Origin of the sequence: Nocardia arizonensis, from assembly GCF_001310275.1 — a bacterium.
Lineage (GTDB): Bacteria > Actinomycetota > Actinomycetes > Mycobacteriales > Mycobacteriaceae > Nocardia > Nocardia arizonensis.
This window is the reverse complement of sequence record NZ_LGYZ01000107.1, coordinates 1-14,277: the sequence shown is the minus strand read 5'-3', so window position 1 is coordinate 14,277 and position 14,277 is coordinate 1. Positions and strand designations below refer to the sequence as shown.

15 protein-coding genes and 1 pseudogene are annotated in these 14,277 nt (G+C 67.0%); 3 read left to right on the top strand and 13 right to left on the bottom strand.

The window, feature by feature from the left end; all coding sequences use genetic code 11:
- Nucleotides 1-37 precede the first annotated feature (37 nt).
- On the bottom strand, nucleotides 38-736 hold the full coding sequence (locus tag APZ21_RS24645) for an NAD(P)H oxidoreductase (protein WP_054815660.1): 699 nt from the start codon (nucleotides 734-736) through the stop codon (nucleotides 38-40).
- A 108-nt stretch (nucleotides 737-844) separates the two neighbouring features.
- Here APZ21_RS24645 and APZ21_RS24640 point away from each other — a divergent pair, with 108 nt between their 5' ends.
- Entirely contained in the window at nucleotides 845-1,777 is a 933-nt protein-coding gene (locus APZ21_RS24640; protein ID WP_204249150.1) for an AraC family transcriptional regulator, read from the top strand.
- Between the two features lie 83 nt (nucleotides 1,778-1,860).
- Here APZ21_RS24640 and APZ21_RS24635 read toward each other — a convergent pair whose 3' ends face one another.
- A complete protein-coding gene (locus tag APZ21_RS24635; protein ID WP_082393436.1) occupies nucleotides 1,861-3,156 on the bottom strand; it encodes an IPT/TIG domain-containing protein in 1,296 nt (431 codons plus the stop codon).
- A 271-nt stretch (nucleotides 3,157-3,427) separates the two neighbouring features.
- Between APZ21_RS24635 and APZ21_RS33310 the strand changes: the two are divergent.
- Nucleotides 3,428-3,622: pseudogene (locus tag APZ21_RS33310) on the top strand (rhodanese-like domain-containing protein); the annotation flags it as partial.
- A 159-nt stretch (nucleotides 3,623-3,781) separates the two neighbouring features.
- Here APZ21_RS33310 and APZ21_RS24630 read toward each other — a convergent pair.
- The 6 genes from APZ21_RS24630 to APZ21_RS24605 form a co-directional block, all read right to left on the bottom strand.
- Complete coding sequence (locus APZ21_RS24630) at nucleotides 3,782-4,144, bottom strand: cupin domain-containing protein (protein ID WP_054815657.1); 363 nt, start codon at nucleotides 4,142-4,144, stop codon at nucleotides 3,782-3,784.
- Nucleotides 4,145-4,476: 332 nt separating this feature from the next.
- A complete protein-coding gene (gene mhpA / locus APZ21_RS24625) occupies nucleotides 4,477-6,012 on the bottom strand; it encodes a bifunctional 3-(3-hydroxy-phenyl)propionate/3-hydroxycinnamic acid hydroxylase MhpA (protein WP_054815656.1) in 1,536 nt (511 codons plus the stop codon).
- The gene (locus APZ21_RS24620; RefSeq protein WP_054815655.1) at nucleotides 6,009-6,329 is read right to left on the bottom strand and encodes a DoxX family protein; all 321 of its coding nucleotides are present in this window, start codon (nucleotides 6,327-6,329) and stop codon (nucleotides 6,009-6,011) included. Before APZ21_RS24620 ends, mhpA begins: the two co-directional genes overlap by 4 nt.
- Nucleotides 6,326-8,260, bottom strand: a complete 1,935-nt coding sequence (locus APZ21_RS24615) for an acyl-CoA synthetase (protein ID WP_054815654.1) — start codon at nucleotides 8,258-8,260, stop codon at nucleotides 6,326-6,328. The genes APZ21_RS24620 and APZ21_RS24615 overlap by 4 nt, the downstream gene beginning before the upstream one ends.
- A complete protein-coding gene (locus tag APZ21_RS24610; RefSeq protein WP_054815653.1) occupies nucleotides 8,257-9,195 on the bottom strand; it encodes a fumarylacetoacetate hydrolase family protein in 939 nt (312 codons plus the stop codon). The genes APZ21_RS24615 and APZ21_RS24610 overlap by 4 nt, the downstream gene beginning before the upstream one ends.
- Entirely contained in the window at nucleotides 9,192-10,325 is a 1,134-nt protein-coding gene (locus tag APZ21_RS24605) for a VOC family protein (RefSeq protein WP_054815652.1), read from the bottom strand. Before APZ21_RS24605 ends, APZ21_RS24610 begins: the two co-directional genes overlap by 4 nt.
- A 133-nt stretch (nucleotides 10,326-10,458) precedes the next feature.
- Between APZ21_RS24605 and APZ21_RS24600 the strand changes: the two genes are divergently transcribed.
- Nucleotides 10,459-11,118 (top strand): TetR/AcrR family transcriptional regulator, encoded by a 660-nt coding sequence (locus APZ21_RS24600; RefSeq protein WP_054815723.1) that lies wholly within the window; start codon nucleotides 10,459-10,461, stop codon nucleotides 11,116-11,118.
- A gap of 414 nt (nucleotides 11,119-11,532) precedes the next feature.
- Here the strand turns inward: APZ21_RS24600 and APZ21_RS35235 are convergent, their stop codons facing one another.
- From APZ21_RS35235 to APZ21_RS34885, 5 genes are all read right to left on the bottom strand, one after another.
- Entirely contained in the window at nucleotides 11,533-11,877 is a 345-nt protein-coding gene (locus APZ21_RS35235; RefSeq protein ID WP_204249149.1) for a hypothetical protein, read from the bottom strand.
- 358 nt (nucleotides 11,878-12,235) lie between these two features.
- Nucleotides 12,236-12,610, bottom strand: coding sequence for a hypothetical protein (locus APZ21_RS34385; RefSeq protein WP_156371315.1), 375 nt, complete (start codon nucleotides 12,608-12,610; stop codon nucleotides 12,236-12,238).
- 497 nt (nucleotides 12,611-13,107) lie between these two features.
- Nucleotides 13,108-13,458, bottom strand: coding sequence for a hypothetical protein (locus APZ21_RS34380; RefSeq protein WP_156371314.1), 351 nt, complete (start codon nucleotides 13,456-13,458; stop codon nucleotides 13,108-13,110).
- Entirely contained in the window at nucleotides 13,448-13,918 is a 471-nt protein-coding gene (locus APZ21_RS24595) for a MerR family transcriptional regulator (RefSeq protein WP_054815651.1), read from the bottom strand. The genes APZ21_RS34380 and APZ21_RS24595 overlap by 11 nt, the downstream gene beginning before the upstream one ends.
- A partial coding sequence (locus APZ21_RS34885) for a hypothetical protein (RefSeq protein WP_338048724.1) occupies nucleotides 13,915-14,277 on the bottom strand: 363 nt, incomplete at its 5' end. The genes APZ21_RS34885 and APZ21_RS24595, both read right to left, overlap by 4 nt.

Sequence of the window (14,277 nt, the reverse complement as noted above, 5' to 3'; positions counted from 1 at the left end):
GGGCCGGGCGCCGTCCGGCCCCTCCTCCGCGCAACGCTCAACGACGGGATTCCGCTCCGACGGCCTCGCGGTCGGCCGCGAGCGACGCGGTCACGAAATCGGCTGCCCTGCGCTCGAATTCGGCGTAATGGGCGTCGCGTTCGTTTGCGGATACCGCGTCGCCGATGAGCAGTTCGCCTTCGGGGGAGACGCTCTGGGGATTTTCCTCGGCGTCGGTCAGCAGGCCGACGGTCGACCGATCGAATCCGCAGTAGTAGGCGATGGAGGCGTTCAACTGGTTGTCCAGCATCGCCCGCATCGCCTCCACCACCGGATCGCTCGAGGTCGCGCCCGCCAGACCGAGCCACAGAATGGTTCTGCCCGCCAGCCGAGGCGTGCTGTGACCGTAGGCGAACCCGTAGTTCCACACCCGGTCGATCCAGCCCTTGAGCAGCGCGGGCACGCTACCCCAATACACGGGAAAGACCACGATCACGTGATCGGCGGCGAGCATGCGGTCCATGTGCGCGCCGACTTCGGCGGAGTAGACCTTGTCCCGGTCGTTCCAATCCGGCTGGTCGGCGACCGTCATTCGCGGATCGAATCCCTCGCCGTTCAAGTCGAGCAGATCGACCCGGAATCCCGCGGTCTCCAATTGGGTGACCGTACGTCTGCCGATATGGGCGGTGAGTGAATCCGGACGGTGATGGGCGACGACGACGAGTGCGGTGCGCGGTGCATTGCTGCCGTATTCCACTGTTTCTCCTGTACTCGGTGATCTCGTATATCGAGTACAGCCCGGATAGCGTGGACGATCCATGGTCGCGAAGCTCTGAAAGATAGGAGTTCGTCTACGGTGGTTGGCGTGGACCCTTTGAGTTATGTGCTCGGCGGCATTCGCGCGGAAGGTGCGATGGTCGGGCAGGCGGTGCTGAAAGCGCCGTGGACGATCCGATTCGTCGACCGCGCGCCGTTGACCATGGTCACGGTGCTGCGCGGTGATGGCACGCTGGTACTCGCCGACGGCGCCGAACGTCCGCTGCGCGCGGGTGACACGGCGATCGTGCGCGGTCCGGCGCCCTTCGAGCTGGTCGATCGGCCCGATTCCCCCGGCCGAGTGCCCGCCGAATACGAGATCGCCTGTTTCGTGGACGAATCCGATTGTGTCGACGCAGAAGCGGGCGAAATCGACTGGGAGGAGGAGTCGGCGCTGGCCACCACCACCCTGATCATCGCCGCCTACCGCGCCTCCGGCCATCGCCACGAGCGACTGCTGCGCGCGCTGCCCACGGTGGCCGTGGTCAGCGCGGAGCAAGACGAGACGTGCGCCTGGCTGGAGGCCGCGGCAAGCGAGGCCGCCACCCGCAGCGCCGGTTCGCAGGCCATGCTCGACCGTCTGTTGGACTGGGGCCTGGTGTGCACTCTGCGAGCCTGGTTCACCCGAGCGGGTGCGGACGCCCCCGAATGGTTCCAGGGGCTGTCCGATCCCGTGGTCGCCCTCGGACTGGAAGCGATTCACAGCCGCCCGACCCGCGCCTGGACCGTCGCCGCCCTGGCCGAGCGGGCCGGCGTGTCACGGGCGTTGTTCGCCAAACGCTTCACCGCCGTGATGGGCCGCCCGCCCCTGACCTATCTCACCGAGATCCGCATGGACGAAGCCGCCGCCCTGCTCCTCGACACGGATCTGACCGTCGCGCGGATAGCCAGAACCGTGGGCTACGCAGACGCTTTCGGCTTCAGCGCCGCCTTCAAACGTCACAAAGGCATGAGCCCCACCGCATTCCGCACCGCGGCGTGACCCACGGTGCGGAATGGCGGCGGAGCCACCGTCGATGAACTCGGCACCGCCCTCCAGGCCGAATCCGGCGATCGGCTATCCCATCACGGTATGTAGGTGAAGGGTATGGCGTTGCTGGTGCCTCCGGGGTTGGTCACGGTGAGGTTCACCGTTCCGGCGGCGTTCGGGGGTGTCACAGCGGTGATCTGGCTGTCGGAATCGATGGTGAACGACGGGGCTGGAGTGGAGCCGAAGAGCACTTCGTCGGCGGTGCCGAATCCGGTGCCGGTCAGGAGCACGGTGGTGCCGCCGGTTGCCGGGCCGGAGTCCGGGGTGACCGTGGTGAGGGCCGGGGCGGCGACATAGGTGTAGATCACCGGTTCGGTTGTCCCGGTAGGTGTTTGGACGGTGACGAGCACTGGTCCTGCTGCGGCGGCGGGCACGACGGCGGTGATCTGGGTGTCGGAGACCACCGTGAAGCCCGGTGCGGGGGTGGCGCCGAAGAACACCCCGGTGGCGCCGGTGAATCCCACACCGGTGAGGACCACGGAGTTGCCGCCCGCGGTCGGACCCGAACTCGGGTCGATCGTGAACAAATGCACGCCGGACTTGTACACCGAGATATACCCGCACAATACGAAACAGAACCTGAACCACCTTCCGAAAATCTTCTTGTTTATGCAGATCCTGATACAGATCCCGCGAACTGCCGAGTTGCCGACCAATGCGGGTGTCACGGCGGTGACCTGGGTATCGGAGACGACAGTGAACGAGGTCGCCGGGATGTCATCGAAAGACACCTCGTCGGTGTCGCAGAGTCCCGTGCCGGTGACGGTGACGACGGCGCCGCCGGATTCCGGGATCGCGGTCGGGGTGACCGCCGTGACGGCAGGGAAAGCGACGTATACGAAGGTCACCGGATTGCTGGTGCCGATCGGGGTGGTGACGGTGACGTCGACGGGACCTTCGGCCGCCGCGGGTGCGACGGCGGTTATCCGGTTGTCGAAATCGACGGTGAACGGCGCGGCGGCGGCGCCGAAGGACACCGCGGTGGCGCCGCCGAATCCGGCGCCGGTGAGGGTGACAACGGTGCCACCGGTGGTCGGGCCGAAATCGGGATCGAGCGAGGTCAGGACCGGAGCCGAAGGAACAGCATAGGTATAGGGCAGTGTGTTGCTCGTGCCGTCCAGCACCGCGGTGACCGTAACCTGCACCGTGCCCGCTCCACTGGGCGCGACGGCCCTGATCCGAGTATCGGAGTCGATGGTGAATGCGGTTCCCGCGGTGCCGAAACGCACGCTCAAAGGGCCGACACCACTGAACCCGGTGCCGGTGATAACCACACTGTTGCCCCCGGACGGTGGACCGGAAACCGGTGAAAGCGAAGTAATAGTGGGCATTTCGCCGCCTCCCAAATGTGACGCGAGGTGAAAGAGGTTGCTCCGCACACGATCTTGTCGTGACGCGGCGCTGTACCCAGTAACCCTCAGCCACGACCCCGTGACAATGAGTCCCGCGGTCCGTTTTCGTCCGTTTTCGGTTTCTTTTCCATTGAGCCGGCCTGCGGCGGGATTCGCTTTCCGGCGTGCGAGGGCACGGCGGCGGCGTCGCCCTCGAGGTATCTCTGTGGTCCCGTTGTCCTCGGTGCGGCAATCATCTACGCGCGGAGGCGCAGATATCCCGGTCGCCGAACTCGCCGACCGCCTCGCCGAATTGCCCGCCGACCGCGACATCGTGGTCCTACTGTCGCGGGGCGTTCTGCGTGATGGCCCCCGACGCGGTGCGCGCATCGCCCGCACGGCCGGGCACGGGGTCGAACGTCTCGACGAAGGCATGCTCGAACGCTCACCGGCGGGACCGCCGGTGAGTACTCGACCCGAAGGTTGCACGAGAAGATCCGCACGACAGAGGATTTCGGTCCACGGTCGGCTCGGGCTCGGCGCAACGCCCTGTCGATGTGCGTGGGGACAGCGTCAGCTCATACGCTGTCGGTCACATCCTGGAAACCTCGGCGGCGCGATCGGTTCAACGCTTGGCGTAGTCGGCAACTCCCTGCCAGTCGATCATGACGAAGGGCTCGTCTCCGACCGTCCAGGCGTCGTGGCCGGGTGGGGCGATCATGAAGTCGCCGGGTCCGAATTCCAGTTTCTCGCCGTCCTCCATGACGACCGCCATATGCCCCGAGACGCAGTAGCCCATATGCGAAGCCTGGCAGCTGTCGGTGTGCGCGATCGGCTTGACGTGTTCCGACCACCGCCAGCCGGGCTCGAACACCGCCCGGCCGACCGCGCCGCCCTCGAGGTTGACGAGATCGAGTTTGCCCTTGCCCGCCTCGAATGTGCGCGTCTCCTCCGGGGAATCGAAACTCTTTCGTACCAAACCTGACATGGCTGTTCTCCTCGATCCTGCTGTCTCGTATTTCGGATGGACCGGCCCGCGCGCAGCGGAAGCCATATAATGTGACGAAAATCACATTATATGCGGAGGGAATGCCGGCTGCAAGGCAGCCATTGAAAAGGGCCGACCGTCATCCCGGACCCGCTTGAAATGCGCCTGGATCGCGGCCGACACGGCCAGGCTCACCCGATTGATGCGCCGCGTGCCCTGCGTGGTGAGCGGTAGTTACGTTCTCCGCGCCGCGGAGTCGCGAGGCCCCCTACTGATCGAGGCGTCAGGCCGATAGTGGCCCGGCATGACATGTCCCGGACCGGGCACGACCTTCAGTGCGCCTGCGGTTGTCGGATGCCCGGCGTGAATCGGGGTAGTGACGCGCACAGGTCGGACAGATTTGCTTGGCTGCTCTGCACGGTGCCGTCGGGACGAACCAGCAGTGCCACCGCGCGGCGTCGGCGCAACCAGCGATACAGCTCCGTCCGCGGCTGAGCGCGCAGCACGACACCCCCGCGTTGATCGGCGGTGGCCAGGTCGGTCGGTGACGGATCGTCGGTGGTGACGATGGCGTAGCGGCCGACGATCATGTCGTCGGTGCGCTGCCCGTCGGCCAGCCGGTCGTTGGGGAGCAGCCGCCCGGCTGGACCTCGGCGGATCGGCGATGCCCGCACCAACGAGGAGCGGCGCAAGGGCGGTGATTCACCGCTGGTGATCATGCGGGTTATGCCCGGGATCAGGTGCAGGCGTGGCGCGATGAGGCCGCGCAGCCGGTTGCCGAGTTCGCCGCCTTCGGTCATGATGCGGCCGGTGAGTTCGGCCAACCGGATCATCGCCCGCGCGTGGGGCTTTCGCTCGATTTCATAGGTGTCGAGCACGCTCGTCGGCAGTTCGCCGCGCAGCACGCCGGCCAGCTTCCAGCTCAGATTCGCGGCATCGCGCAGCCCCGCGCCCATGCCTTGCCCGATGAACGGTGGCGTGAGGTGGGCGGCGTCACCGAGCAGGAATACCCGTCCGCTGCGCCACCGATCCGCCAGCTGGGCTCGAAAGGTGTATTCCGCGACCCGCACCAATTCCATTCGCTCACAGTCGGCTTCGCCGAGCCATGGCGCGAGCAACGGACGCAGTCGAACGAAGTCGCGATAGTCCGCAGCGGATTCGGTCGGACGCAATCGGAATTCCCACCGATGCCGGGTCTTCCCGATCCGCATGTAGGTTGCCGCGCGGGCCGGATCACAGAGCTGGTGCACGCCTTCCCAGTGGCCCAGGTCGGCCGTCGTCGCGATGTCGACGACCAGCCAGCGCTGCTCGAATCGCAGATCCCGCATGTGTGCGCCGATCGCGGTGCGCACCGAACTGTTCGCGCCATCGCACCCCAGGACATATTCCGCCCGAATCGATTCGGCGAGCCCGGTGGCGCGGTCGTTGAAATCCACTCGGACACCATCGGTTTCTGCCGTGACCGCGATGACTTCCGCGCTGCCGCGCAGGGTGGTCGCCGGATAGAGGCGCAGATTGGTGCGCAGCAGCTCCTCGAGCTCCGGCTGGTCGAACAGGTTCGCCTCCGGGAACCCGTTTCGCCCGCCGTTCGTATCTCGATCGAACTGCGCCAGCACCCGGTGGTTCGGATCGACCAGTCGAAGCCCAAGCGCGGGCCGCGATATCGCATCGAAACCCGCACCGATGCCGAGGCGTTCGATGATGCGCCGGATCTCACCGTCGAGGTGAACCGCGCGCGGCTGCGGGTAGACGCCCTCCCAGCGTTCCAGCACCAGCGACTCGACGCCGTACTGCGCGAGCAGTGTGGCCGCGGTGAGCCCGACCGGGCCCGCGCCGACGATCACGACCGGAACTGTCGACGATCTCATCGGGATTCACTCGTCGACATGGCCACATAGGCCGCGGTGACCAGAGCCGCACCGGTCGCGGGCGCGATTTCGGTTGCGCCGTCACCATTCCGGAGGTGGCAGGCGGCCGCACCGGCCGTCCGGCCGATCACGGGACGGACCGATCCCAGGAGCACCCCACCGGCCGCGAGGATCTCGCCCGCGCCGATTCCGCGATAGGCGGCGGTGGAGTACCCGAGATGCGCCGCGCGCTCACGCATCGCCGCGACCTCGGCCGCACCCAGGGAAAGGAATTCGGCCGCAAACACACCTCCGAGCACCTTCGACGCGGTTGTCATCGCCGCACCTCGATTCTCCAGTCGATCGCATAGCGGCCGAGGATCGCCTCGACCTCGTCGCGGTCGGCGTCGGGGTCGGAGTCGGAGTCGGAGTCGAGCGTGACAATGGCGGCGATCGCGCCGTCCTCGACGGCGGCGGTGACAGCGGCGACGCCGGAGACGATGGCCAGCGCGTCGAGGAGTTCGCGGCGGGTGGCGTCCGCGCGCAGCCCCAGCTTGTACGGTTTGCCGACATCGGTGACGGGCAGCGTGTCGAGGATGGTGACCGTCTTGGGCGCGGCGGCGCGTTCGTGCACCCGTTGGGCGGCCCAGGCCACCAGGTCGTCCTCGGTGACATCGGCACCGCCGGTCAGCGCGACATACGCGACCGGGACTTCACCGGCGTGCACGTCCGGTCGCCCGACCGCTCCGGCCGCACTGACCTGCGGGTGGCTCAGCAAGGCGTCCTCGATGCCCGCGGGATCGATGTTGTGGCCGCCGCGGATGATGAGATCCTTCGCGCGACCGTGCAAATGAACGAATCCCTCGTCGTCGATGTGGGCCAGATCGCCCGTGCTGAGCCAACCCTCGACCACGGTGCCCAGCCAGTCGAGGCGGTGGCCGTGTTCGTCACGGCCGGTGACGTATCCGGCGAAAACCGTGGGGCCGCTGATGGCCAGCACGCCGGTCTCTCCCGCGGGCAGTCGCTCCCACGGCCCGTCTTCGCCCGTGCGGACGACCGCGACCTGCTGGTAGGGCATGCGCTGGCCCACCGCGCCGGGCCTGGGAACGTCGGGGAAGCTGCGTGCGGTCGCGCAGGTGGCCTCGGTGAGGCCGTAGCCCTCGACCAGGGTGACCCCGGTGTGCTGCTGGAAGTTCTCCCGCACCGCGAGCGGGAGGGGCGAGGCGCCGACCATCGCGTAGCGCAGGCTCGAGATGTCGGCGTCGATCGGGCATTGAGCCAGCACCGCGTATACCGTCGGCACCGCGCTCATCGCGGCAATCCGATAGTGCGCCACGATATTCCAGAATTGCCCGTACAACGCGAAGTCCCGGTATCCGAGCGGACCGGCCCACACCACCGACTGGCCACGAAACAGCGGCGCGAGCAGAGTCACTACCAGCGCGTTGACGTGGAACAGCGGCAGTGCCGCGAAGATCACCGACTCCTCGTCGAGCATGGAGTTGGCGGCGATCATCCACGCGTTGGCGACCTCGCCGGAGTGACGGTGCGCGGCCAGCTTCGGCACACCGGTCGTCCCGCCGGTGTGGAACAACGCCGCCAGATCCGACGCCGTCGGCGGTTGGCCCAGGAAGCGGGTCGAATCCTGCACGGCGGCCACGGCATCCAGATAGCCGATCACGACGTCCGCGATCGCGGGCAGTTCCGGCGGCGGCTCCGTAGCCTTGGTCGGACGCAGCACCAGCAGGGCGTCGACGAGACCGCGCGCGGCCAGTTCCCGTGCGGCGGTCCATGTGTCGGGCGCGAGTTCGGGACCGGCGGTGATCAGGACCCGGGCGCCCGAGCGGCGCAGCAGTTCGGCGACGTGGCCGGGTGCGAGTCCGCCGTTGATCGGCGCGGCGATACCCGCGAGCTGCGCGGCCAGGGTCGCGGGGACGAGCTCGGCGCAATTGGGGGCGATGAGCGCGACCGCGTCGCCGCGGCGCACGCCAAGCGCGTGCAGCAGGTTCGCGTACCGGTGGACATCGGCCAGCAGTTGGGAGTAGCTGCGCTGCGCGGATTCTCGCCAGCGCGATGCCTCCGGTAACACGGTGAGCGCGGTGCGTTCGGGCCGGCTTGTCGCCGCTCGCACGAGCAGGGCGTAGGTCGATTCGGGCAGACCGCGCTGCGCGAGGGGCACCGCTTCGATGTCGGCCAGGTCGCTCGGGTCGGCGTATCGGGGCCACAGCAGTTCCTCGGCCGTGACATCAAGGGTCGTGTGGTCGGTCAACGCGCGTACCTCACGACCGTGCGCTGGCGGCCCAGGTCGATGGCGCTGTCGTCGGTGCCGATCGCGGCCTCGACCACGTCCCCGTCCTTCAGATACTTCGGATTCTTGGCCTGTCCCTGGAAGAACAGTTTCCACTTGACCTTCGGCGGCAGCAGCGAGCCGATGATCTCCACGGCCTTGTGCGGCGCACTGATCGCGGTGCCGACCGGGGTGCCGGTGAGCAGCAGGTCCCCGGCGTCCATCCGCTGGAATCGGGTCAGCGCCGCCAGGGTCTCGACGGGCCGGTAGATCATGTCCGCCACCGTCATGTCCTGGCGCGCTTGACCGTTGACCCACAGCCGCAGCCGCAGATCGCCGAACCGCTCGAGCTCATCGGCGTCCAGCAGCACCAGCGCCGGTCCGACCGGGGTGAAAGTGGGATACGACTTCGCCTCGTAGAACTGGGTCTTCGGCAACTGGACATCGCGGGCGGACACATCGTTGGTGACGACCATGCCCGCGATGTAGTCGGCGAGGTTGTCCGCCGTGATCTCCGAGCCGACCGGCATATCGCGGCCGAAGACGAGGCCGATCTCCACTTCGTAGTCGAGCAGTCGCACATGCGCGGGCCGGATGATGTCGTCGTAAGGTCCGCTGATCGATCCGGATGCCTTGCGGAAGAAGGTCAGCGGCACCGTCTCGGGGTCCATGCCCGAATCCTTCACATGCGAGGCGAAGTTGGTCATCTGCGCCACCACCCGGCACGGTGCGGTCACCGGTGAGATCAGCGAAAGGCTTTCCACCGCGACGACTTCCGCGTCGACGGCGGCCGCGGCGATCGCGTCGCGATCGGCCAGCAGTTCCCGCGTGGTGGTCGCCGCGGTGTCGACGCGGGCCGCGCCCGCGGGGGTCCGCACCCACCAGGCGTCGGCGGTGCGGAGTACGGATGTGCTCATGAATTGGCCACTTTCAACAGGCCGCGCAGGCGGCGAAGATCGAATTCGTTGTCTTCACGCAGGGCCTCGGTGATCGCGCGCAGTTCACGCAGCGAGTCGGCGCCGGGCTTGATGCCGAGGAAATCCTTGGTCGCGGGCGGACCCCACTGCGCCAGACCCGAAGCGCTCATCGGCGCCCAGCCCGGCTCCAGCGTGTGGTCGAACATGTCGCCGTCGCTGAAATGCTCGACCATGAACCCATCAGGATCGCGCCAGTAGTCGAAGATCTGACTGCCCTGGATATGGCGCCCGATTCCCCACGATCGGTGATAGCCCCGCTCGCGCAGGTATTCCCCACCGGCCGCGAGCGCGTCCAGATCGGCGACCTGATACGCGGAATGCACGTATCGGTTGGACGGGCCGAGTGTCAGCGCGAGCGTGTGGTGATCGGTCGGCACCGAACCCCGGTCGCAGCGAATGAAACTCATGACCGGTCCGCGCTCACGCTGGCCCGGGTAGTAGAGGAAATCGCTGACGATCAGCCCCAGATTTCGCAGATACCAGTCGAGGGTCTCGCGGTATTTCGTCGTCTGGACCACCACATGTCCGAGCCGCCGCACGCGTGCGGGCGCCCGCGGCGGCCGCTGGGTGGCATTGACCCGGACCACCTCGTGCCCGAAGTTGAACAGGTGGGACCGTTGCGTAGGCAACGCCTCGAGTTCATGGGTCTCGGCGACCACCCGCACCCGCAGGCGGCTCGGATCTTCGAGGTCGACGGTCAGTCCGCCCACCGACTCCGGCAGCGGCACGGGTCGTGTGTCGGTCGCGGCGGCGAGCCGCAGCAGATCGGCGGAATCGGCGGCCCGGAAGGCCGGACCGATGAAACGTGAGCGACCGCCGCGCCGGATGAGCACGCAGGGCGCGCCCGGATCGGTGCCGCGCAACTGTAACTCGTCGGCCGTTCGCAGCGCGGTGGCGAAGCCGAAGGCGTGGGCGAACGCCTCCGCCCGATCCAGGTCGGGCTTCTCGAACTCCAGCCAGGCCAGATCCAGCACCTTGACCACGGGATTGCTCGCCCGACCCGGATGTTCGCCCGCGCGCGCCCCCTGTTCGCTGTGCAGATCGCTGTGCACATCGTGATGGCCGCTCATCGACCACTCCCTTCCATCCACTGACGATATCGTCACTTACGAGAGCGACGTCAGTCAATAATGTCTGACGATTCCGTCAACATTGACTCAAACGGCTAAGATGGCGGATCTGCACAGCAGGAGAGACGCATCGATGACCGCACACAACGGCTCCGAACCCAACCGCCTGGAACGCCGCAAGGCCCGCACCCGCGCCGCGCTGGTCGGCGCGGCGCAATCACTGCTGGCCGAGGGCAGGATCAACGTGCCGATCCTCGAGATCACCCAGGCCGCCGACGTCGGCATGGGGTCGTTCTACAACCATTTCGCCAGCCGCGAGGAGCTGTTCCAAGCCGCCGTCGAAGAGGCGCTCGACCGCCACGGCGCAATGCTCGACCTGCTGTGCGCGGACATCGATGATACGGCCGAGGTCTTCGCGCAAAGCTTCCGCCTCACCGGCCGCCTGCATCGCCTGCACCCAACCCTCAGCAAGGTCCTGCTCAACGACGGACTCCGCCTCGCGAATTCGGACCGAGGACTCGCACCCCGCGCGCGCCGCGACATCGAGGCGGCAGCCGAAGCCGGACGCTTCGACATTCGCGACCCGGAACTGTCGATGACCATCGTCGCGGGCGCGGCCTTGTGCCTCGGGCGACTGCTGCACGACCATCCCGAACGTGACGATGCCGAGGCCGCCGACCAGGTGACCGAGGACCTACTACGCATGTTCGGCCTGCCGCCCGAGGAAGCCCACGCAATCTGCCTGCTCCCGTTGCCCTCGTTGAACCCACCGCTGGACGACTCCGCCGCCTAGCTCGAGTCTCGAGCTGCGGGGTCGTCGCCTGCGCTGAGGACGGACCCTGGTTGATCTTGGTCGAAGCGCCTTGGTCGATCATGTCCTCTTGCGACAGAAGGACTTTCGAGACTAAACCAAGGACTTCGGTGAATAGTGTGCACACGATACGGCGGTGCCGGTGCGTTCAGGGACCTGTCGGCGATTCGGCACACCCAACTGCCCCTCGCCCGCGACCTGATCGGCACGGACCGTGCACAGTCGTTTCGGCATGATGCCAACGCTATTGCCAAGAACCTCGACAAAGCTTGAGGGCGGTCCTGAAAACTACCGGTCAGTACCGCACTCTGTAGTAGCGGGGACAGGTCCGCCGACTGCTGTCAACGAGGAGAGGTGGGCGCACAGCGCGGGCCGCGCCACCCAGGATTGACCGTGTCAACGCGGGGTTGTGTCATCGCCCTCGCGGGCGAACCATGGCAGTTTCTCTTGTTCGGCCTTCGCGGTGGATCCGTCGAGCTGTGCAGCGAAAGCCGCGTGCGCGGCTTCAATCAGCTCAGAGGGAGGGTTCGGGTGCCGGCCGGAGACCGCAGCCAAGGCTTCGAAGGTTCGAAAGTCCAGGTAGGAGTGGATACTGACCCCTTCTCCAGCCAGCGCGGACGTGAGTTCACGCTCGAAGCCGGCTCGGAGCGCCGCGTCGTCAGGTTTCTCTCGCGGAGCTCTCATTCCGTTGCCTTCGCGCTCATGGATGCTGATACGCTGCTCTTGCAGGTTCAGAGGCATTGGGGCCGTTGAGGATAACATCCAACACCGCCTCGGCAACCGCCTCCTCCCGGCCAGCAGGGTGATCGTCACGCCCTGTGCGGTGAATTCGCGGGCCTTCTGAAGCAACTGTTCGGCGCCGCGCCACTTGCGGAACCCGGTCGCCGATCTCGAGCACGGCCAAGGCGGTCGCCGGGGATAGACAGCACTACCGCGGTGACGCCACTGGATCGACAGACTTGCGATCCTCGCCGGCGGCGCGCGCCACGGCCGCGCTGTCGGCGACCAAGAATGCCGGGCTCGTACACGCGCCATAGATGCCGTTCATCTCGGCTTTCGGGATTCCGGGTGTTGGAGCCCGGGATCTCAGTCAGAGCGACTACGGGAAGTACGTCAGGTGGAAGGACTGGATCAGGAATCCCACATCCCCGCTGGAGGTGCCGGGGAGCAAGTAGGGTTGCCGGCCGGTGCAGTCGGGGTTCTCGTGGACGAACAGCGTGTACCTGTCGCTGACATTGCTCACCGATCCCGCCGAGGGAATGGTTAAGAACTTATTGCACTCACCAGGGGTACTCGTAATACCTTCAAAGGTACCGGTGAAATTGGCGCCGCTCCAAAAACATGAGTTCGCCTCGCCAGGCACGCACTCTGCCCGAACCGCTGCCTCTGCTGCAGGTGGCGACACCGACGCTCCGGCAAGAAGTCCCGCCACCGCCATCATGATCGGCAGCAAAGGCTGACGAACATTCCTCATCGTTCCTCCTCTAGTGGAAATCCATCTCGGATTGAATCGGCCAGGCCCCCGTTCGCCAGACCCTGCAACCCATTCCGGGTCTCGATCAGCTAGTCCCCTTGGGTCACAGACACGATCCAGTATCACGTCTGCAAAAGATCGGAACTAGAACAATTTTTACCCGCCGGGACGCAACATCGACGGTGGCCAGCTGGGTCGCCCCAACCGGACGGTGGGCTCGGGGCGTCGACACACCGCGGTAGCACTCGACCACCCCTACGCGAACACCTCGACCACACCGCTCAGAAGTGGCCGAACCGCTTGAACGACGCTGACCGGCGACCTTCTCGAATGTCCGACAATCGGCTACTCAAAGACAAACTCGTCAAATCTGTTGTCGGCCAGAGTATGCCAGTCGTGCAGGGACTTCGATGAGGTCGGCACGGATCGTGGCAGTGGTGGCCTTGGCATGAAAAGCGCGACGCGATCGCCGAACAACAGGTTCGACCGCGTGACGGTCATGACCCGGTCAGCCTAGGAAACCGGACCGACCGGGCTCTTGTCGGCTGCCGTCGTGGTGGGGTGCAGCCGCATCCGGATTCCCCGCACCCGCCTGCGTAGCCGTCTGCGGTGGCGGCGCAGCCGCGTCGGCGTGAGCGTATCCGGGACCACACCAGCCCGGCTGCGCCGAGCGCGAGCAGCCCGAACCCGACCGGTTCCAGCCAGGACACGCTGACCAGCAGGGCGCCGCCGCCCATGATCCCAGCTGCGGCCAGAATCGGGATCAGGCAGCATCCCACGCACAGGACCGCGCCGAGCCCGATCGAGACCCACCAGCGGCGCCCGGTCTCGGTGGTGTCAGCGGCCACGGCGATCACCTCGCACGACCTCGATGTCGATTCCGGTGCGCCGATGGCTCTCGGCCGGGTCGAACGGGACCGGGCAGCACGGGCTTTCGCTGCACTCGATCAGGTCCTCACAGCCAGCGGCCAGCGCCGCGCGCAGCGTGTCGCGCACCGCGGTCAACTCGGCCAGTTCGGCGTCGACTTCGGCGAGTTTCGCGGTCGCGCGGGCCCGCAGCCCGGCATCGGGACGTCGGTGTCCGTAGCGGGTGCCCTCGAGCAGGTCGGCGACCTCGTCGAGGGTGAACCCGAGGCGTTGGGCGGCTTTGATCACCCGCAGCACCGTCACCGCCTGCTCCGGATACTGGCGGTGCCCGCCCGGGGATCGTTCCGGCTCGGCCAGCAGGCCCCGACGCTCGTAGTAACGCAGCGTCTGCAAGTTCACCCCCGCCGCCGCGGCAAGCTCCCCGCTGCGCAACCCGGTCACCTACCCGCTCCCGCGACGGCGGCCCGTGCGCGGCCGTCGAGGGCGTCGAGGACATCGAGGTGGGCGGTGGGGACCTCGATGCCCATCACGAGCGCGCCTTCGGTGTCGGGTGTGAAGGTGAAGGTGAAGAACGAGCAGCACGTCGACTCCCGCGCGGCCAGATCCCGCCCGACCGGTTCGGCGTCCCCGCCCGCGATCAGCCGGAGCTCGAGCCGGGTCGGGGCGGGGCGGGCCGCAGCGCTCACCGAGCGGGCGAAGAAGTCGTCGAACTCGGCCAGCCGGGTCGGGCGCTCGACGGTGGGCAGGGTGCACGCGGACAGGTTCATCATCTGTTCGCGCGAGTCGTTGTCGGTCATGGG